The 15,161-nt window shown below is 73.3% G+C and carries 14 protein-coding genes; 6 read left to right on the top strand and 8 right to left on the bottom strand.

What is annotated here, in order from left to right:
• Window positions 1–12 precede the first annotated feature (12 nt).
• On the bottom strand, window positions 13–1,305 hold the full coding sequence (locus ACH4OW_RS11665) for a YeeE/YedE family protein (protein ID WP_398026941.1): 1,293 nt from the start codon (window positions 1,303–1,305) through the stop codon (window positions 13–15).
• Between the two features lie 460 nt (window positions 1,306–1,765).
• Between ACH4OW_RS11665 and ACH4OW_RS11660 the strand changes: the two genes are divergently transcribed.
• Window positions 1,766–3,274 (top strand): FUSC family protein, encoded by a 1,509-nt coding sequence (locus ACH4OW_RS11660; RefSeq protein WP_360128639.1) that lies wholly within the window; start codon window positions 1,766–1,768, stop codon window positions 3,272–3,274.
• A gap of 33 nt (window positions 3,275–3,307) precedes the next feature.
• Here the strand turns inward: ACH4OW_RS11660 and ACH4OW_RS11655 are convergent, their stop codons facing one another.
• Window positions 3,308–3,487 carry a hypothetical protein gene (locus tag ACH4OW_RS11655; RefSeq protein ID WP_398026940.1) on the bottom strand — a complete coding sequence of 60 codons (180 nt, stop codon included), beginning with the start codon at window positions 3,485–3,487 and terminating at the stop codon, window positions 3,308–3,310.
• Window positions 3,488–3,813: 326 nt separating this feature from the next.
• On the opposite strand from ACH4OW_RS11655, the gene ACH4OW_RS11650 reads away from it, so the two are divergent.
• On the top strand, window positions 3,814–4,872 hold the full coding sequence (locus ACH4OW_RS11650) for a lactonase family protein (RefSeq protein ID WP_398026938.1): 1,059 nt from the start codon (window positions 3,814–3,816) through the stop codon (window positions 4,870–4,872).
• A 128-nt stretch (window positions 4,873–5,000) separates the two neighbouring features.
• Here ACH4OW_RS11650 and ACH4OW_RS11645 read toward each other — a convergent pair whose 3' ends face one another.
• From ACH4OW_RS11645 to ACH4OW_RS11620, 6 genes are all read right to left on the bottom strand, one after another.
• Entirely contained in the window at window positions 5,001–5,963 is a 963-nt protein-coding gene (locus tag ACH4OW_RS11645; RefSeq protein WP_398026936.1) for a sirohydrochlorin chelatase, read from the bottom strand.
• Window positions 5,964–6,283: 320 nt separating this feature from the next.
• Window positions 6,284–7,297 carry a BadF/BadG/BcrA/BcrD ATPase family protein gene (locus ACH4OW_RS11640; protein WP_360128651.1) on the bottom strand — a complete coding sequence of 338 codons (1,014 nt, stop codon included), beginning with the start codon at window positions 7,295–7,297 and terminating at the stop codon, window positions 6,284–6,286.
• A complete protein-coding gene (locus ACH4OW_RS11635) occupies window positions 7,284–8,312 on the bottom strand; it encodes a phospholipid scramblase-related protein (protein ID WP_398026933.1) in 1,029 nt (342 codons plus the stop codon). Before ACH4OW_RS11635 ends, ACH4OW_RS11640 begins: the two co-directional genes overlap by 14 nt.
• A 22-nt stretch (window positions 8,313–8,334) precedes the next feature.
• Window positions 8,335–9,012 (bottom strand): uracil-DNA glycosylase, encoded by a 678-nt coding sequence (locus ACH4OW_RS11630; RefSeq protein WP_360128657.1) that lies wholly within the window; start codon window positions 9,010–9,012, stop codon window positions 8,335–8,337.
• A gap of 116 nt (window positions 9,013–9,128) precedes the next feature.
• Window positions 9,129–10,226, bottom strand: a complete 1,098-nt coding sequence (locus ACH4OW_RS11625; protein ID WP_398026931.1) for a WD40/YVTN/BNR-like repeat-containing protein — start codon at window positions 10,224–10,226, stop codon at window positions 9,129–9,131.
• A 159-nt stretch (window positions 10,227–10,385) separates the two neighbouring features.
• On the bottom strand, window positions 10,386–10,655 hold the full coding sequence (locus ACH4OW_RS11620) for a GlsB/YeaQ/YmgE family stress response membrane protein (RefSeq protein WP_360128663.1): 270 nt from the start codon (window positions 10,653–10,655) through the stop codon (window positions 10,386–10,388).
• 613 nt (window positions 10,656–11,268) lie between these two features.
• Between ACH4OW_RS11620 and ACH4OW_RS11615 the strand changes: the two genes are divergently transcribed.
• The 4 genes from ACH4OW_RS11615 (at window position 11,269) to ACH4OW_RS11600 (ending at window position 15,153) form a co-directional block, all read left to right on the top strand.
• Complete coding sequence (locus ACH4OW_RS11615; protein WP_398026929.1) at window positions 11,269–12,369, top strand: NADH:flavin oxidoreductase/NADH oxidase; 1,101 nt, start codon at window positions 11,269–11,271, stop codon at window positions 12,367–12,369.
• Window positions 12,370–12,524: 155 nt separating this feature from the next.
• Window positions 12,525–12,998, top strand: coding sequence for a MarR family winged helix-turn-helix transcriptional regulator (locus ACH4OW_RS11610; RefSeq protein WP_398026927.1), 474 nt, complete (start codon window positions 12,525–12,527; stop codon window positions 12,996–12,998).
• 95 nt (window positions 12,999–13,093) lie between these two features.
• Complete coding sequence (locus tag ACH4OW_RS11605; protein WP_398026925.1) at window positions 13,094–14,683, top strand: MFS transporter; 1,590 nt, start codon at window positions 13,094–13,096, stop codon at window positions 14,681–14,683.
• 80 nt (window positions 14,684–14,763) lie between these two features.
• Window positions 14,764–15,153, top strand: coding sequence for a RidA family protein (locus ACH4OW_RS11600; protein ID WP_360128675.1), 390 nt, complete (start codon window positions 14,764–14,766; stop codon window positions 15,151–15,153).
• Window positions 15,154–15,161 lie beyond the last annotated feature (8 nt).

The following is a 15,161-nucleotide window of genomic DNA, read 5'->3' as shown; positions in this document are numbered from 1 at the left end:
CGCCCTCCATCGTCAGCAGACACCGTCGCCGGGCTTCGGATTGGCCAGCCGGAAGGCGGGGCGCAGCTTCAGTCCGGCCCAGGTGCCGAGCAGGGCCGTCGCGCCCCAGATCCAGCCGTGCAGGCTGCCGGAGGCGATGCCCGCGAGGTAGGCGCCGATGTTGCAGCCGCCGGCCATCCGGGCGCCGACGCCCATCAGGACGCCGCCCACGACGGCCGCGACCGCGGTGCGCCAGGGCGTGCCCCGGTGCAGCGCCCAGGTGCCGCCCAGCGCGGCGGCGACCGCGGCGCCGATCATGATCCCGATGTCGGTGAGGCTCGTCCTGTCGGCCAGCACGGGGCCGGCGAGCGCGTGCGCGTTGCCGGGCTTCTGCCAGTACGACCAGGTCTCCGGGTGCCCGCCCAAGGCGCTCACCAGCTTCGCGCCCCACAGGCTGAACGCGCTGGTCACACCCCAGGCACCGCCGGAGACGAGGAGCACGCCCCCGCCCAGCAGCGCCAGCACCACCGCGCCGGCGGCCAGCGGCCAGGACCCGCGCAGGATCCGGGCCGCCGGGGTCTTCGCCGTGGGGACGGGGCCGGTCGGCGGCGGGTTGCGGCGCGCCTGGACCGCACGGCTGACGACCACGACGGCGACCAGCGCCAGTACGGTGACGGCCCACGACCCGAACCAGCCGATGTGGTCGGCGAACACGACCGGCTCGAACGCCGGCAGGTCCCGCCACAGGTCGAACTGCCAGGCGGCCAGCGTCGAACCGGCGATGAAGCCGCCCAGCGTGAGCACGATGGAGGTCTGGCCCGAGCCCACCGCGAACAGCGTGCCCGAGGCGCAGGCGCCGCCCAGCTGCATGCCGACGGCGAAGACGAACGAGCCGATGATCAGGCCCACGCCCAGCGGCCCGCCCGAAGGCGCGGGCACCGACCCGAACAGCCCGGTACCGGTGCCGATGACCAGCGCGAACAGCGTCGCCGTCGTACCGAGCAGCAGTGCGTGGGCGCGCAGCCCGGTGCCGTTGCCCACCGCGACGAACTGCCGCCAGGCCGAGGTGAACCCGAAACGCGAGTGGAACAGGGCGACCCCGAGGCCGAGGCCGAGCAGCAGGAGGACGCCCGGCTTCGCGCCGTACGAGGCGAAGACGTAACCCGCCAGCGCGACGGCGAGCAGCAGGCCGACGGCGAGCGGCACACGGCGCACCGGCGGCGCCGCGGGAGCCGCGGGCCGGGGCTCGGAGGTGGGCGCGGGGGCGAGCAGGACCGGGGCGGGCCGGGGCGTTTCGATCAGCGGATCGGGTGGAGCTGTGGTCACAGCGGGCTCCGTGAGGTGAGCGGTGGTGCGTGCGCCGGGGGCGTGCCGAAGGCGCACGTCACCCCGGGAAGGCGCGGGGAAGGGGAGTCGCGGGTGCCGGGGCCGTGCCGGGTGGCGCGGGCGGGCAGGCGTCAGCGGGGACAGAGCCCGTCGTCGACGCACCAGGCCGAGTTCGCGAAGAGCGCGAGACAGAGAAGGCGTGCGGGTGCGGACATGGCGTCGAGAGTAATGCGTGGAAGGTGCACGCGGTGGTGTCGTTCCGCGATGCGGACACGAAGGTGAGACGAAGGCCATTGGCCTCCCTCTGGCGCGGCCGCACCGCCCCTCGCTGTACCAATGGCTCACCACTCACGCGCTCTGTTGAGCCAACAGCAGTGTTGATGTTGTCATAGCCCCGTCGATGGCGCTGCGGATTTCCGCGGCGCCTTTTTGATGCTGGCGGACAGAAGGGTGGGAAACCGTGTTGAAGAGGGTGTTCGTGGCGCCGGATCCGGGACGGCTGCGGCTGCGCAGCGCCGCCCGGGCCGTTCTCGGCGTCGGCCTGGCGGTGGCCGTGTGCGGCGTCGTCGGCCACTCGCTGATCGGCGCCGTGGTGGGCGGGCTCGCCGCGCTGCTCGCGCTCTTCACCGTCGCGGACACGACCATCCGGGGCCAGGTGGTCACCACGGCCCTGCTGCCGGCGGTCGGCTTCCCGGTACTCGCCGCCGCGGCGGTGCTGCACGACCACCCGCTCGTACGGGACACCGCCTTCCTCGCCATGGTCGGCGTGGGCGTCTACGCCCGCCGGTGGGGGCCGCGCGGCAACGCCCTCGGCATCTTCGCGTTCATGTCGTTCTTCGAGGCCCAGTTCCTGCGCACGGTGCCCGAGCAGCTCCCCGAGCTGTACGCCGCCACCGCGCTGTCCCTGGTGGCCTGCTCGGTCGTCCGCTTCGGGGTGTGGTGCTACGAGCGCCGGATGCCGCCGGCCGCCCTCCCCGCCCTGCCGAGCGGCAAGGGCTTCGCCCGTTCGACGACCCGCCAGGCGGTCCAGGCGACCGCCGCCGGCGCGTTCGCCCTGGCGGCGGGCCAGGTGATCTCCCACGAGCGCTGGTACTGGGCCGTCGGCGCCACCTGGTGGATCTTCGTCAACACCGCCTCGCGCGGCGAGACCGTGGTCCGCGGCTTCCGCCGGATGGCCGGCACGCTCCTCGGCATCCCCGCCGGCCTGCTCGTCGCCGTACCGCTGGACGGCGCCGTGGCGCCCACCGCCGCCCTCATCGCCGTCTGCGTCTTCTCGATCTTCTACGCGTCCCCGGTCTCGTACACCTGGAACATGCTCGCGGTGACCCTGATGGTCGGGCTGCTGTACGGGCTGCTGGGCGTCCTGGACCCCGCCCTGCTCGCGCTGCGTCTCGCGGAGACCGGCGTCGGCGCGCTCAGCGCGGTACTGGCCGTGCTCCTGGTGCTGCCGGTCACCACCCACGCCACGACCGACGCCTGGATCCAGCGCGCCCTGCGCTGCGTGCACCACTGCACCTCCGAGGCCGCAGCGCGCATCGCGGGCCGCGAGAGCGCCGATCCGGCCCCGCTCGTCGCCGAGCTGGAGGTCCTGCTCCGCCGGGTACGGCTCTCGCTGTCCCCCCTGGTGCACCCGCTGGCGCCGATGCGGGCCCGCAAGGGCCGGGCGCGGCAGGTGCTCGCGCTGCTCGACGACTGCGCCCGCGAGGTGCGCGGCCTGGCCTCCATCGCCGCCGACCCGGAGGCGTCGCACGACGCCCGCCTCACCGCCGCCTGCCAGCGCGTGGAAGCCGCCGTCGAGGCGCTCACCGCGCCGCGGCAGCCCCGCGAGACGGGGGCCGCCACGGCCTTCGCTCCGCACCCGCCCGCCCTGGAGCCCGCGCTCGCCCACCTGCACGGCCTGGAACGGGCCCTGGCCGAGCTGGCCGCACCGCTCCGCAGCTCTCCGCGGGCACCGCTGGCCGACGCCTGAGGCCGGGCCGCCGCCCGCGCAGAGTGGCGGCGATCAGCCTGGCCGTCTCACGTAGTGGACCCACGCGGACGCCACCGCGAACAACACGGTGGCGCCCGCGAGCACCAGGGCCGCCGCCCCGGCCGCCCACCGGCCCAGCACCGGCAGCAGCAGAGTGGCGCCGGCCAGGAGCGCCGCGGCGGTCCCGAAGGCGGCACGCGGGCACCGTCCCACGCGCCCGCCCGCCAGGACCAGAACCCGCCGATGGCGATACCGACCAGCACGCGGGAGACCGGCACTCCCCGTAGGCCGGGGCCGTGGCGGCGAGCAGGCCGGCGCGGTCAGCATCAGTCCCGCCTGCCCGTCGGAAGGGGATTCGGGGACTCGGCGAGTTCGGCGGGTGCTGAAGACGGTGCTGGAGACGGTGCGGAAGGCAGGGACACTGTCGCATTTCCGCCGGGCCGCCCATCGGCCGGACCGGTGCGCCCGGTGGGCTGTTAGCGTCGGCGCGTACATCTCCATGCGACGCGCAGGGCGGACGAAGGGCAGGCACAGCGCCGATGAGTGAGCCGACGGGTACGGCAGACGGCGGGCAGCGGGCGTACATCGGGTCGTTCACGTCGGCGGGCGGGCATGGCGTCGTCACGGCGGCGGTCGACGCGGAGACGGGCGCGCTGACCCCGCTGCACGCCACGGACGCGGTCCGCAACCCCTCCTACCTCGCCCCGGCGCCGGACGGCCGCCACCTGTACGCGGTGAGCGAGACGCCCGACGGCGCGGCCGCCGCCTTCGCGCTCACGGAGAGCGGACCGGTGCTGCTCGCCGGCCCCGTGCCGGTGCAGGGCGCCGACCCCACGCACCTCGCCCTCTGGGCGGGGCACCTGTTGACGGCCAACTACAGCTCCGGCAGCGTCACCGCGCTGCCCGTGCGGCCCGACGGCGCCCTCGCGGAGCCGGCCGCCGTGCTGCGGCACGAGGGCGGCGGCCCGAACCCCGACCGCCAGGAGGGTCCGCACGCGCACGCCGTCCTGCCCGACCCCACCGGCCGCTGGCTGCTCAGCGTCGACCTGGGCACCGATTCCGTACGCGTCTGCGAACTCGCTCCGGCGGGCGGGAAGCTGACCGTACGCGACGAGGTACGGCTGCGTGCGGGCAGCGGGCCCCGGCATCTGGCTTTCCACCCGCGCGGCGACCACGCGTACGTCGTCAACGAGCTGGCCTCGACGGTCACTCCCTGCCGGTGGGACGCCGCCACCGGCACCCTCACCCCGCTGACGGAGACGGCGATCCTCCCCCCGGCGGTCACCGCCGAGAACTACCCCTCCGAACTGGTCGTCTCGCCCGACGGCCGCTTCGCCTGGGCCGCCAACCGGGGCCACGACAGCATCTCGGTCCTCGCCACCGACGCGTCGGGGGACGGGGTCTCCCTGGTCACCACCGTGCCGTGCGGGGGCCACTGGCCCCGTGACCTGGCGCTGCACCCCGGAGGGCGGCACCTCTACGCGGCCAACGAGCGCTCGGGGAACGTGGCCTGGTTCACCGTCGACCCCCGCACCGGAGTGCCGGAGCCGGGCGGCTCGGCCGACGTTCCGGCCGCCTCCTGCGTGGTCTTCGCCTGACGTGCGCGTACTACCGTGAGCCCGAAGGGCCGCTCCCCGTACGGGAAGCGGCCCTTTTGCGATCGTGACGTGTCAGAGGTCCGTGACCACCCGCGAGCGGGCGGCGGTCGGCAGCCGCCCCTCGGGGGTCACCGCACCGGCGCGCCCTGTCCCGCCGACTGCAGCGTGATGCCCAGCGCCGCCGCGTAGTTCGACAGCACGAGGCGGCCGACCGTGCCGTAGGCGCCCAGGGGCTCCGCCGCCGAGCAGCCCGCTTCCGCTGCCGCCGCCCCCACCAGGCCGTCGGCGATCTCGGGACCGATCAGGTACGGGGCCAGGGCCAGGTGCTGCGAGCCCGAGGAGCGCAGCTGCTCGGCGGTGCGGGCGATCGCGCCCTCCTCGTCCAGCGCGGCGGCCAGCACCGGCACCGCCAGGCGGGCGGAGAGCAGCATGCCGGTGATCCCGGCGGCCTGCACCGCTTCCTCGCCGCCGACGGTGGCGAGGATGATGCCGTCAGCGGCCGTCGTGACCGTGAACAGGCGCGCCCGGTCGGCGCGGGCGAGCCCGGCCTCGGAGAGGCGCACGTGCAGGGCCTCGGCGAGCAGCGGGTGCGGGCCGAGGACGTCGGTCAGCTCGGCGGCCGAACCGCTGTTCATGATCGCCTGGCGTATGCGGCGGAGCAGCGCGCTGTCCGGTCCGGCCAGCAGCGGCACGACCACGGCGGGCGGCCCCTGCGGCTCGGGCTGCGAGCCGTCGCCGGTACGGGCCTTGTACTCGCCGGCGGCCTGCGCCAGCACGGCCTCCAGCGCGGGGAACTCCGCGTCGCCGCCGTCCACGTAACCGACCCGGGCGTTCAGGCCGGGCAGCTCGGAACGGGCGATGCTGGTCACCTCCGACGCCAGGCCGCGCGCGGCGGCGGTGGGGGCGCCGGGCACGGCGAGGACCAGCGCGGGCGCGCCCTCGGGCGCGGCGGCGGGCTCCGGACGGCGGTGCCGACCGGACTGTCGGGGACGCGGCATTCGTACAGGCAGGCCGGGTGCGGCGTCGCCCGGGCTCGGAGAAACTTCGTCAAAGCGGGGCGAGCCGGGTGCGGGCCCAGTGGGGGAACTCATGGCGTCGCATGCTAATGCCTCGGGGGTCCTCCGCGCGGCGGGAGGGTTCGGTCGGGAGGTATACGTGCCGGTTTGTCCCGCGCGCCGTATGAGCAGGTCAGAGGGTGGATGGGGTGGTTCGGGAGGGGGCCGCCGAGGCTCGTGGGGCGGAGCCGGACGACCGGTGGCGACTGCTGAGCGAACCGCGACGCTCGCTGCGCGAAATGCGTCGGTTCGGGGATGGTCGGCGGCGGCGCGGTGACCGGTCGTGACTGGTGTCGCAGGCATGGCAAACGAAGACACGCGTCGCGTGCTCCGCGGCGGCCCGCGCCGCCGACGGTTCAGGTGACCCGCAACAACTTCTCGTCGGCCGGCAGCACCAGCCGGTCGGCGGCCAGCGCCGCGGCGACGCGCAACGCGCCGTCCAGCGGGTCTCCCGCAGGTTCGACGCGGCGGGCCTGCGGCAGCAGCTCGGCGAACGCGGCGCGCAGCGGCGCCAGCAGCGGCTCGCCCAGGCGCAGAAGGCCGCCGGTGAAGGCCACCGCGCTGCCCGGCGCCGCGGGGCAGACGGCGGCTGCCGACTCCGCGAGGTGCCGCGCGGCCTCCCGAAGGATCGCTGCCGCCACGGCGTCGTGCCCGGCGCAGGCGGCCACCTCGGGCGCGAAGGACGCCAGTACGGCCGTACGGTCGGCGCGCGGGTACAGCGCGCCGGGCAGCTCGGCCGCCGGACCGAACACCGCCTCCATACGGTCCAGCAGCCCGTCCGAGCCGCCCGGCCGCCCGTCGTGGGCGCGCAGCGCGGCCTCCAGCCCGGCCCGGCCGATCCAGGCGCCGCTGCCGCAGTCGCCCAGCAGGTGGCCCCAGCCGTCGGCGCGCCGCCAGCCACCCTCCGGGGTGAGGTCCGTACCCGTCGCGATGACCCCCGTACCGGCGGCCACCACCGCGCCCGGCGCCTGCCCGAGGGCCCCGGCGTACGCGGTCACGGCATCCGCGGCCAGCGCGAGACGCCGTACACCGAACGCCTCGGCCAGCGCCGAGGGCAGCTCGGCGCGCAGCTCCGTACCGAGCGTGGCCATGCCCGAGGCGCCGACGCACACCGCGTCGAAGCGCCGCGCGCCGGTGTCCCGCATCAGGTCCTGGGCGGCGGGCACCAGCTGTTTGAGCAGCTGATGGGCGTCCATGCCGTTCGGTCCGGTGCCGATGGGCTCCTGGGAGGCGTACGCGGCGAGCGGCCGCGCGTCGTGCTCGTCCGCGCGGGCGACGGCGATCCGCAGGCCCGAACCGCCCGAGTCCACCCCCAGGACGTGGCCGGGTGCCGGGTGCGGCGCGCTGCCCGCCGGCTCAGCCGAACCCACGGGCGTCCTGTTTGAGCGCGGTGTCCACGGTCAGCGCGGTGGCGACGACCAGGCTCCGCAGCGGCTCGGGCAGTTGGCAGTGGATCTGCAGCACGTAGTTGTCCGCGGTGGTGAACATCGTCTTGGCCAGGCCCTCCCAGGTCTTGGTGATCCGGGCGACCTCGGTGTCGGCGTGGTCGACGATCGCGAAGTTCCAGGCCCGCCAGTTCTCCGCCCTGATGGCGCCGACCTGCTGCCCGCCCGCCATCATCGCGAAGTTGATTTTGCCGATGGCGTTCTGCTGCACGATCTCGCCGATCGGCTGCCCGTCGGGCCGCTCCACCAACACCTTCGACTTGATGAACTTCGCCGGACGGGTCAGGACCAGCTGCGGCTGTCCGTACGCGTCCCGGATCTCCAGCCGGTGGGTCATGTACTGGTCGAGGCTGGAGACGATCCGCAGCACCTTCTTGGCGGTGCTCTGGCCGACCTGCACGACCGTGCCGAGGGTGTTGCCGTGCTGGTCGAACACGCTGTACTCGTTCGAGACCTCGATGAGCTTGGCCTTCTGGTTCACCACCAGGACCGGCTCGGTGAACAGGGACCCGCCGCCCTGCGCGGTCGGCGCGACGCCGGCCTGCTGCTGCACCTGGTACTGCACCTTGCCCGGGTCGCCACCCGGCTGCCCGTACCCTGCCTGGCTGCCGGGCATCTGCTGGCCGACGCCGACGGGAACCTGCTGACCGGCCTGCGGCGCGTACTGCTGCTGCGGCATCGGCTGCCCCATGCCCTGCTGCTGCGGCATCGGCTGTCCGGCGCCCTGCTGCTGGGGCGCGTACCCCTGGCCGAGACCCTGCTGCCGGCCGGGAACCTGCTGCCCGACCGCCTGCCGAGCTGCCTGGGCCTGCTCCTGTCCCTGCGCCTGCCGGCCGGGGTGTGTGTGCTCGGTCCACCGGGAGCCGTCCCACCAGCGCAGCTGGTCGGGCGTGCCCTGCGGGTCGGCGTACCAACCCGCAGGGATGTTCGCGTTCGTCATGCGGGAACACTATCCCGCACGCTCAGGGCAGTCTCCAGTCCACCGGCTCCGCGCCCTGCCGCGCCAACAGGTCGTTGGTCCTGCTGAACGGACGCGAGCCGAAGAAGCCCCGGTCCGCCGACATGGGGGAGGGGTGCGAGGACTCCACCGCGGGCAGGTCGCCGAGCAGGGGCCGAAGATTGCGCGCGTCGCGGCCCCACAGCACCGAGACCAGCGGGCGGCCGCGCGCCACCAGCGCCCTGATGGCCTGTTCGGTGACCACCTCCCAGCCCTTGCCCCGGTGCGCCGCCGGTTTGCGCGGCGCCGTCGTCAGCGCCCTGTTGAGCAACAGCACACCCTGCTGCGTCCACGGCGTGAGGTCACCGTTGGACGGCCGCGGCAGCCCCAGGTCCGAGGACATCTCGCGGAAGATGTTCTCCAGGCTCCCGGGCAGCGGGCGGACGTCCGGCGCGACGGAGAAGCTCAGCCCCACCGCGTGCCCCGGGGTCGGATACGGGTCCTGTCCGACGATGAGCACCCGGACGTCGTCGAAGGGCTGTTGGAAGGCCCGCAGCACATTGCCGCCCGCCGGCAAGTACGTGCGCCCCGCGGCGATCTCCGCCCGCAGGAACTCGCCCATCGAGGCGATCTGTCCGGCGACCGGCTCAAGTGCCTTGGCCCAGCCAGGTTCGACGATTTCATGAAGAGGTCGTGCAGCCACGCCGTCACCCTACTGGCCGCAAGGCGATCCTCTTCAACCGATGGCCCGACCCCACGCCCGACCCCACGCCCGATCCGGCCGCCCGCCCGGCCCTTCTCCCGTCCCCATACGATCGCTCACCCAACGGCGGCTGCCCGTACGCACAGCACATCCGGGAGGTGCGAGGCCAGTTGCCGCCAGCTGTCGCCGTCGTCCGCGCTGGCGAACAGCTCCCCGTTGCGGTTGCCGAAATAGACGCCCGCCGGGTCGGAGTCGTCGACGCACAGCGCGTCCCTGAGCACCGTGCCGTAGTGGTCCTCCCGCGGCAGGCCGTCGCTCAGCGCCTCCCAGCTCGCCCCCGCGTCGCCGGTGCGGTACACCCGGCACCGGTGGTCCGCCGGGACCCGGTCCATGTCGGCGGTGATGGGAAAGACGTACGCGACGCCGGCCCGGCGGGGGTGCGCGGCCGTGGCGAACCCGAAGTCGGAGGGCAGCCCGCCGCCGATGTCCGTCCACCGCGCGCCCGCGTCGTCGCTCCGGTAAACGCCCCAGTGGTTCTGGAGATAGAGCCGGTCCCGGTCCACCGGGTCCTGTGCGATCTTGTGCACGCACTGCCCGAACTCGGGGTCCGGGTCCGGCAGGAACACGGCCTTCACGCCGCTGTTCGACGGGGCCCAGGTCGCGCCGCCGTCCCTCGTACGGAACACGCCGGCGGCGGACACCGCGACCGTCACCGCGTCCGCGTCCCGCGGGTCCGTGATCACCGTGTGCACCGCCAGGCCGCCGCCGCCCGGCTCCCACCGCTCCCTGGACGGGTGGTCCCACAGCGGGCGCACGAGCTCGAACGTCTCGCCCCCGTCCTCGGAGCGGAACAGCCCGCCGGGCTCCGTACCGGCGTAGACCACGCCGGGCGCGGCCGGGCCGGCCGGGTGGAGCTGCCACACCCGCTCCAGCGAAGTCCCGGTGTACGGCGGGTACTTCACCGCCGGCCTGGCCGGCTCCTGCCAGGTCTCGCCGAGGTCGTCGGAATGGAAGACCGAGGGCCCCCAGTGCGCGCTGTCCGCACCGGCCAGCAGCCGGGGCACCGGGCCGCGGGTGTCGATGCCGATCGAGTACACCGCCTGGGCGGCGAAGTGCGGGCCGCGCAGCTCCCAGTCGCCGCGCCGCCGCCGGCCGATGAAGAGCCCTTTGCGGGTGCCTACCGCGAGTACTACGTCTGCCTTGCCGGATGTCATCTCGAACACCTCCGGGACGCCGTTGTCTCAGGTATTGGCCAGTCTGCACCCGACCACTGACAACGGCCCTCCGGCCCACCGTCCGCGCAGGTCAGCGCACGAAAACCGGCCCCCTGCGAGCAGGGGGCCGGTCACTGCCGCCGACCGGGCGGCCTCACCTCAGCGCTGCTGATTGCGGCCGAGTGTCACGCGGTAGATCGCCAGGACGATCACCGAGCCGACGATGGCCGCGATCCACGTCGAGAGGTGGAAGAAGCCGTTGATCGACTCCACACCGAAGATCACCTTGCCGAGCCAGCCGCCCAGCAGACCACCGACGATGCCGATGAGCATGGTGACGAGGCATCCGCCGGGGTCCTTACCCGGCATCAGTGCCTTCGCGATCGCGCCTGCCAGCAGCCCGATCAGGACCCACGCGATGATTCCCATGGCAGCTTCACCTCGTTCGCAAATAAGATCAAAACGCTTCAGCTCTGGTGTTTCCCCGTTTTGCGGATCGAAACACTGCAAGCGGTTCGAGCCTGTGTACGACACCGTGCGCACGCCGCCTGTGCCTTTGATTTCAAGGCTTCCGGCGGTGCCGGTGCGTGGTCCACCGGTGCGGCTGCCGCCGCGGTCGTGCTCAAGATGGCGGCACGTTGCAGCTGCGCACGCCCCGCCGGGCCGGATGCGAACGGTCCGAGGGTTCGAACAGCTCGCCGCCCGGGTCCCACGCCGCGTACGCGCCGCCCCTCGCGCCGTCAAAATTCGCTCGAAGGAGGAAAGCCGGTCCCCTTATCGTGAGCCGGTCGGCCCGGGAGCGGTGCTCCCGGGCGGGCCGCCGGTCGCGGCGGTACGGGGGTACGTCGCGAGCCGGCCGGAACGGCGGCAGACGGGGGAGGCGCGACCATCTTCCGAGGCCGAGCTCGATACGCGGGGCCGGACCCACCAGGGTCCGGCCCCGACGCATGTACGAGACCCTTCGTAGTTTGACAACCGCCGTACTACGAGGTTTATCGTATGAAGCGTCAAGCAGGAGCAACCCCGACAGCGGGAGTCAACCGTGAGCGCACTGTTCGAGCCCATCACCCTTCGGTCGCTGACCATTCCGAACCGCATCTGGATGGCTCCCATGTGCATGTACTCGGCGGCTCCGGACGGCCCCGACCAGGGCGCGCCCAACGACTGGCACTTCCAGCACCTGGCGTCGCGCGCCGCCGGCGGTACGGGGCTGATCCTGACCGAGGCGACGGCGGTGAGCCCCGAGGGGCGCATCAGCCCGTACGACCTGGGGCTGTGGAACGACACGCAGACCGCCGCGTTCCGCCGGATCACCGACTTCCTGAAGGCGCAGGGCAGCGTCCCGGGCATCCAGATAGCGCACGCCGGCCGCAAGGCGTCGACCGAGCGCTCGTGGGTGGACCGCGGCGCGCCGATCGCCCCCGGCCAAGGGTACGGATGGCAGCCGGTGGGGCCGAGCCCGCTCGCGTTCGACGGGGCGTCCACCGCGCCGGCCGAGCTGTCGGCCGACGAGATCCAAAAGATCGTCGGGCAGTTCGCCGCCACCGCCCGGCGGGCGCTGGAGGCCGGCTTCCAGGTGGCGGAGATCCATGGTGCGCACGGCTACCTGATCAACGAGTTCCTCTCGCCGTTCACCAACCGCCGCACCGACGAGTACGGCGGCTCGTACGAGGGGCGCACCCGGTTCGCCCTGGAGGTCGTCGACGCGGTCCGGGCCGTGTGGCCCGAGGACCTGCCGGTCTTCTTCCGCATCTCGGCGACCGACTGGCTGTCGGAGAACGCGGACGACGAGCGCGAGGGCTGGACGGCCGACGACACCGTACGCTTCGCCGCCGACCTCAAGGCGCACGGCGTGGACCTCCTGGACACCTCCACCGGCGGCAACGCCCCCGACGCCAAGATCGCCGCCGACCCGGGTTACCAGGTGCCCTTCGCCGAGCGGGTCAAGAAGGAGACCGGTCTGCCGGTCGGCGCGGTGGGCCTGATCACCGAGGCCCGGCAGGCCGAGAAGATCGTCGGCGACGGCCAGGCGGACGCCGCCCTGATCGGCCGCGAGCTCCTCCGCGACCCGTACTTCGCCCGCAACGCCGCCCGCGAGCTGGGCGCCGACATCCACGTCCCCAACCCCTACCACCGCTCCTGACCGGGAGCGCCACCGGGCGCTGCCGACCGAGCGACGACGCGCCGTACCGGGCTGCCCGGTACGGCGCGTCGCCGTATCCGGACGCGGCAGAGGCCCTGCCTTCTCCCGGCGGGGAACTTTGACTTAGGTATGCGGTCATACCTATGCTCGCCCGTATGTCCGCTCCCAGCGCGTCCCCCCAGGACACCCGCCGCATCGCCTCCGGGCTCGCGGCCGTCCTGCCCGCGCTGCACCGGGCGGTCGACCGTCGCATCGCCCAGGACTTCCCGCACCCGAAACTTCCCGAGGGGCAGCTCGCCCTGCTGCGGTTCGTCGGCCGGCACGACGGCGTCACCGTGCGCGCCGCGGCCGACGCGCTGATGCTGAAGCCGAACAACGCGAGCGCCCTGGTGACCCAGCTGGTCGGCCTCGGGCTCCTGGAACGCAGGCAGGACGCGGCCGACAAGCGGGTGGCCCACCTGCACCTGACGACCGTGGCGCGCAGCCGTCTCGACGAGGTCGCGAACCTGGTCGAGGGCTACTTCGCCGAAGCGCTCCACGCGCTCACCGACGGCGAACGGGACGCCATCGGCTCCGCCCTCGGCGCCTTGCAGGGACTGGCCCAGCGGGTGCACCCCGCTGCCGGCTGACGGCCCTTCACCGTACGCCGCCCTCCGCAGGCATCCCTTTCTCCCGGCCCGCCGCGGCCGGGCATCTCCCTTTTACGAAGAAAACAGGCATCGCCATGTCCTCCACCGCCGTGGATCGCTCATCCCTGCCCGTATCCTCCCTCCCGCAACGCCCCGCCGGCCGCCGGGGCCGCCCCTGGCTGACGCTCGTCGCGGTCGCCTTCGGCCTGTTCATGGTCGGGCTCGACGGCTCCGTCGTATCGATCGCCAACCCCGAGATCGGCCGGGACCTGAACGCGTCCACCGCCGATCTCCAGTGGGTCACCAACTCCTACCTCCTCGCCCTGGCCGCCACGCTGATCCTGGGCGGCAAGCTGGGCGACCGCTTCGGGCGGCGTACGTACTACCTCGTCGGCGTCGCCGGCTTCACCGCCTCGTCCGTGGCCATCGGACTGGTGGGCAACATCGAGGGCGTCATCGCGTTCCGCGCCTTGCAGGGCTTCTTCGGGGCGCTCCTCATGCCGAACACGCTCGGACTGCTGCGGGCGGCCTTCCCGCCGAAGAAGTTCGGTATGGCAGTGGGCATCTGGGCGATGGTCTCGTCCGTTTCCACAGCGCTCGGCCCCATCGTCGGCGGCCTGCTCGTCGAGCACGTCAACTGGGAGTCCGTCTTCTACATCAACGCACCGATCGGTGTCGTCGCGCTGGTCTTCAGCGGCCTGGTGCTGCCGCAGAGCAAGAACTCCACGGGACACCACAGGTTCGACCTCCCCGGTGTCGTCCTGCTCGCGCTCGGTCTGCTGGGCGTGGTGTTCGGCGTGGTCAAGGGCGAGACCTGGGGCTGGACCTCGGCAGGCACCCTCGGCACGATCGGCGCGGGCCTCGTGCTCCTGCTCGTCTTCGGCCGGTACGAGACCCGCGTCGCGCACCCGTTGCTCCCGATGCGCCTGTTCCGCAACCCGGCCCTGACCATCGGCGCGGTCATCACCACGGTCAACTTCTTCGTCCTGCTCGGCGTGATCTTCTTCGTCATGCTGTACCTGCAGAACGTCCGCGGCTTCACCCCCGTCGAGGCGGGCGTCCGCACCCTCCCGCTGAGCCTCGCCTCCGTGGTCGCCTCACCGATCGGCGCGGCGCTGACCGAGCGGTTCTCCGCACGGCTGGCCATGCCGCTGGGCATGGTGCTGCAGGCGGCCGCGTCCTTCTGGACGCTGGCCTGGGACGCGCACTCCCCGTACGCCGTCATGTGGCCGCCCTTCGTCGCGCTCGGGCTCGGCGTCGGCATGGTGATGGCGGCCTCCTCCGACGCGATCGTCGGCAACGCGCCGGTGCGGGACGCCGGTGTCGCGGGTGGCTTGCAGGCCACCTCCCTACAGGTCGGCGGCGCGCTCGGCACCTCGGTCCTGGTGTCGCTGATCAGTGGCAAGGTCGGGTCCACCCTGACCGGCGAGCTGACCGCGGCCGGCGTCCCGGACACGGTCGCGACCGGTTTCGAGAAGGCGAAGGACGCGGTGGCCATGGGCGTCTCGCCCGTGTCCCCGGACATGCCCGCGCAGCTCAGGGCCGCCGTCGTCGAGGGCAGCGGCAACGCGTTCATGAACGGCGTGCACGCCGCCGTCCTGACCACGGGCGTGCTGTGCGTCCTCGGTGCCGTACTCGCCGCGATCGGCGTGCGACGCGTCCCGGCGGCCCCCGACCGGCACTGACGGGCCGACGGACGACCGGCCTGGTCGGTGTGGCGAGTACCGCGTGGACGGATCCGCACTGATCACTTAGCGTTCCGCGCATGACAGAGCGACGTTCCATACTCAGCGGCTCGACCTTCGAAGAGCAGATCGGCTACGCCCGCGCCGTGGTCGACGGAGACTGGGTGCACGTGTCCGGGACGACCGGCTTCGACTACACCACGATGACGATCTCCGACGACGTGGTGGAACAGGCCGAGCAGTGCCTGCGCAACATCGAAGCCGCGCTGGCCGAGGCGGGGCGCACCCTCGACGACGTGGTGCGGGTGCGCTACCTGCTGCCGGACCGCGCCGACTTCGAGCCCTGCTGGCCGGTACTGCGCCGTGCGTTCGGCGCGGTCCGGCCGGCTGCCACGATGCTCGTGTGCGGCCTCGCCGACGTCCGGATGAAGATCGAGATCGAGGTGTACGCACGGCGGGCCGCCGCGTAGCCGCCCGG

The organism is Streptomyces sp. NPDC017056, assembly GCF_044332485.1.
Taxonomy (GTDB): domain Bacteria; phylum Actinomycetota; class Actinomycetes; order Streptomycetales; family Streptomycetaceae; genus Streptomyces.
The sequence above is the reverse complement of the archived record's forward strand: the minus strand, read 5'-3'. Positions and strand labels throughout refer to the sequence as shown.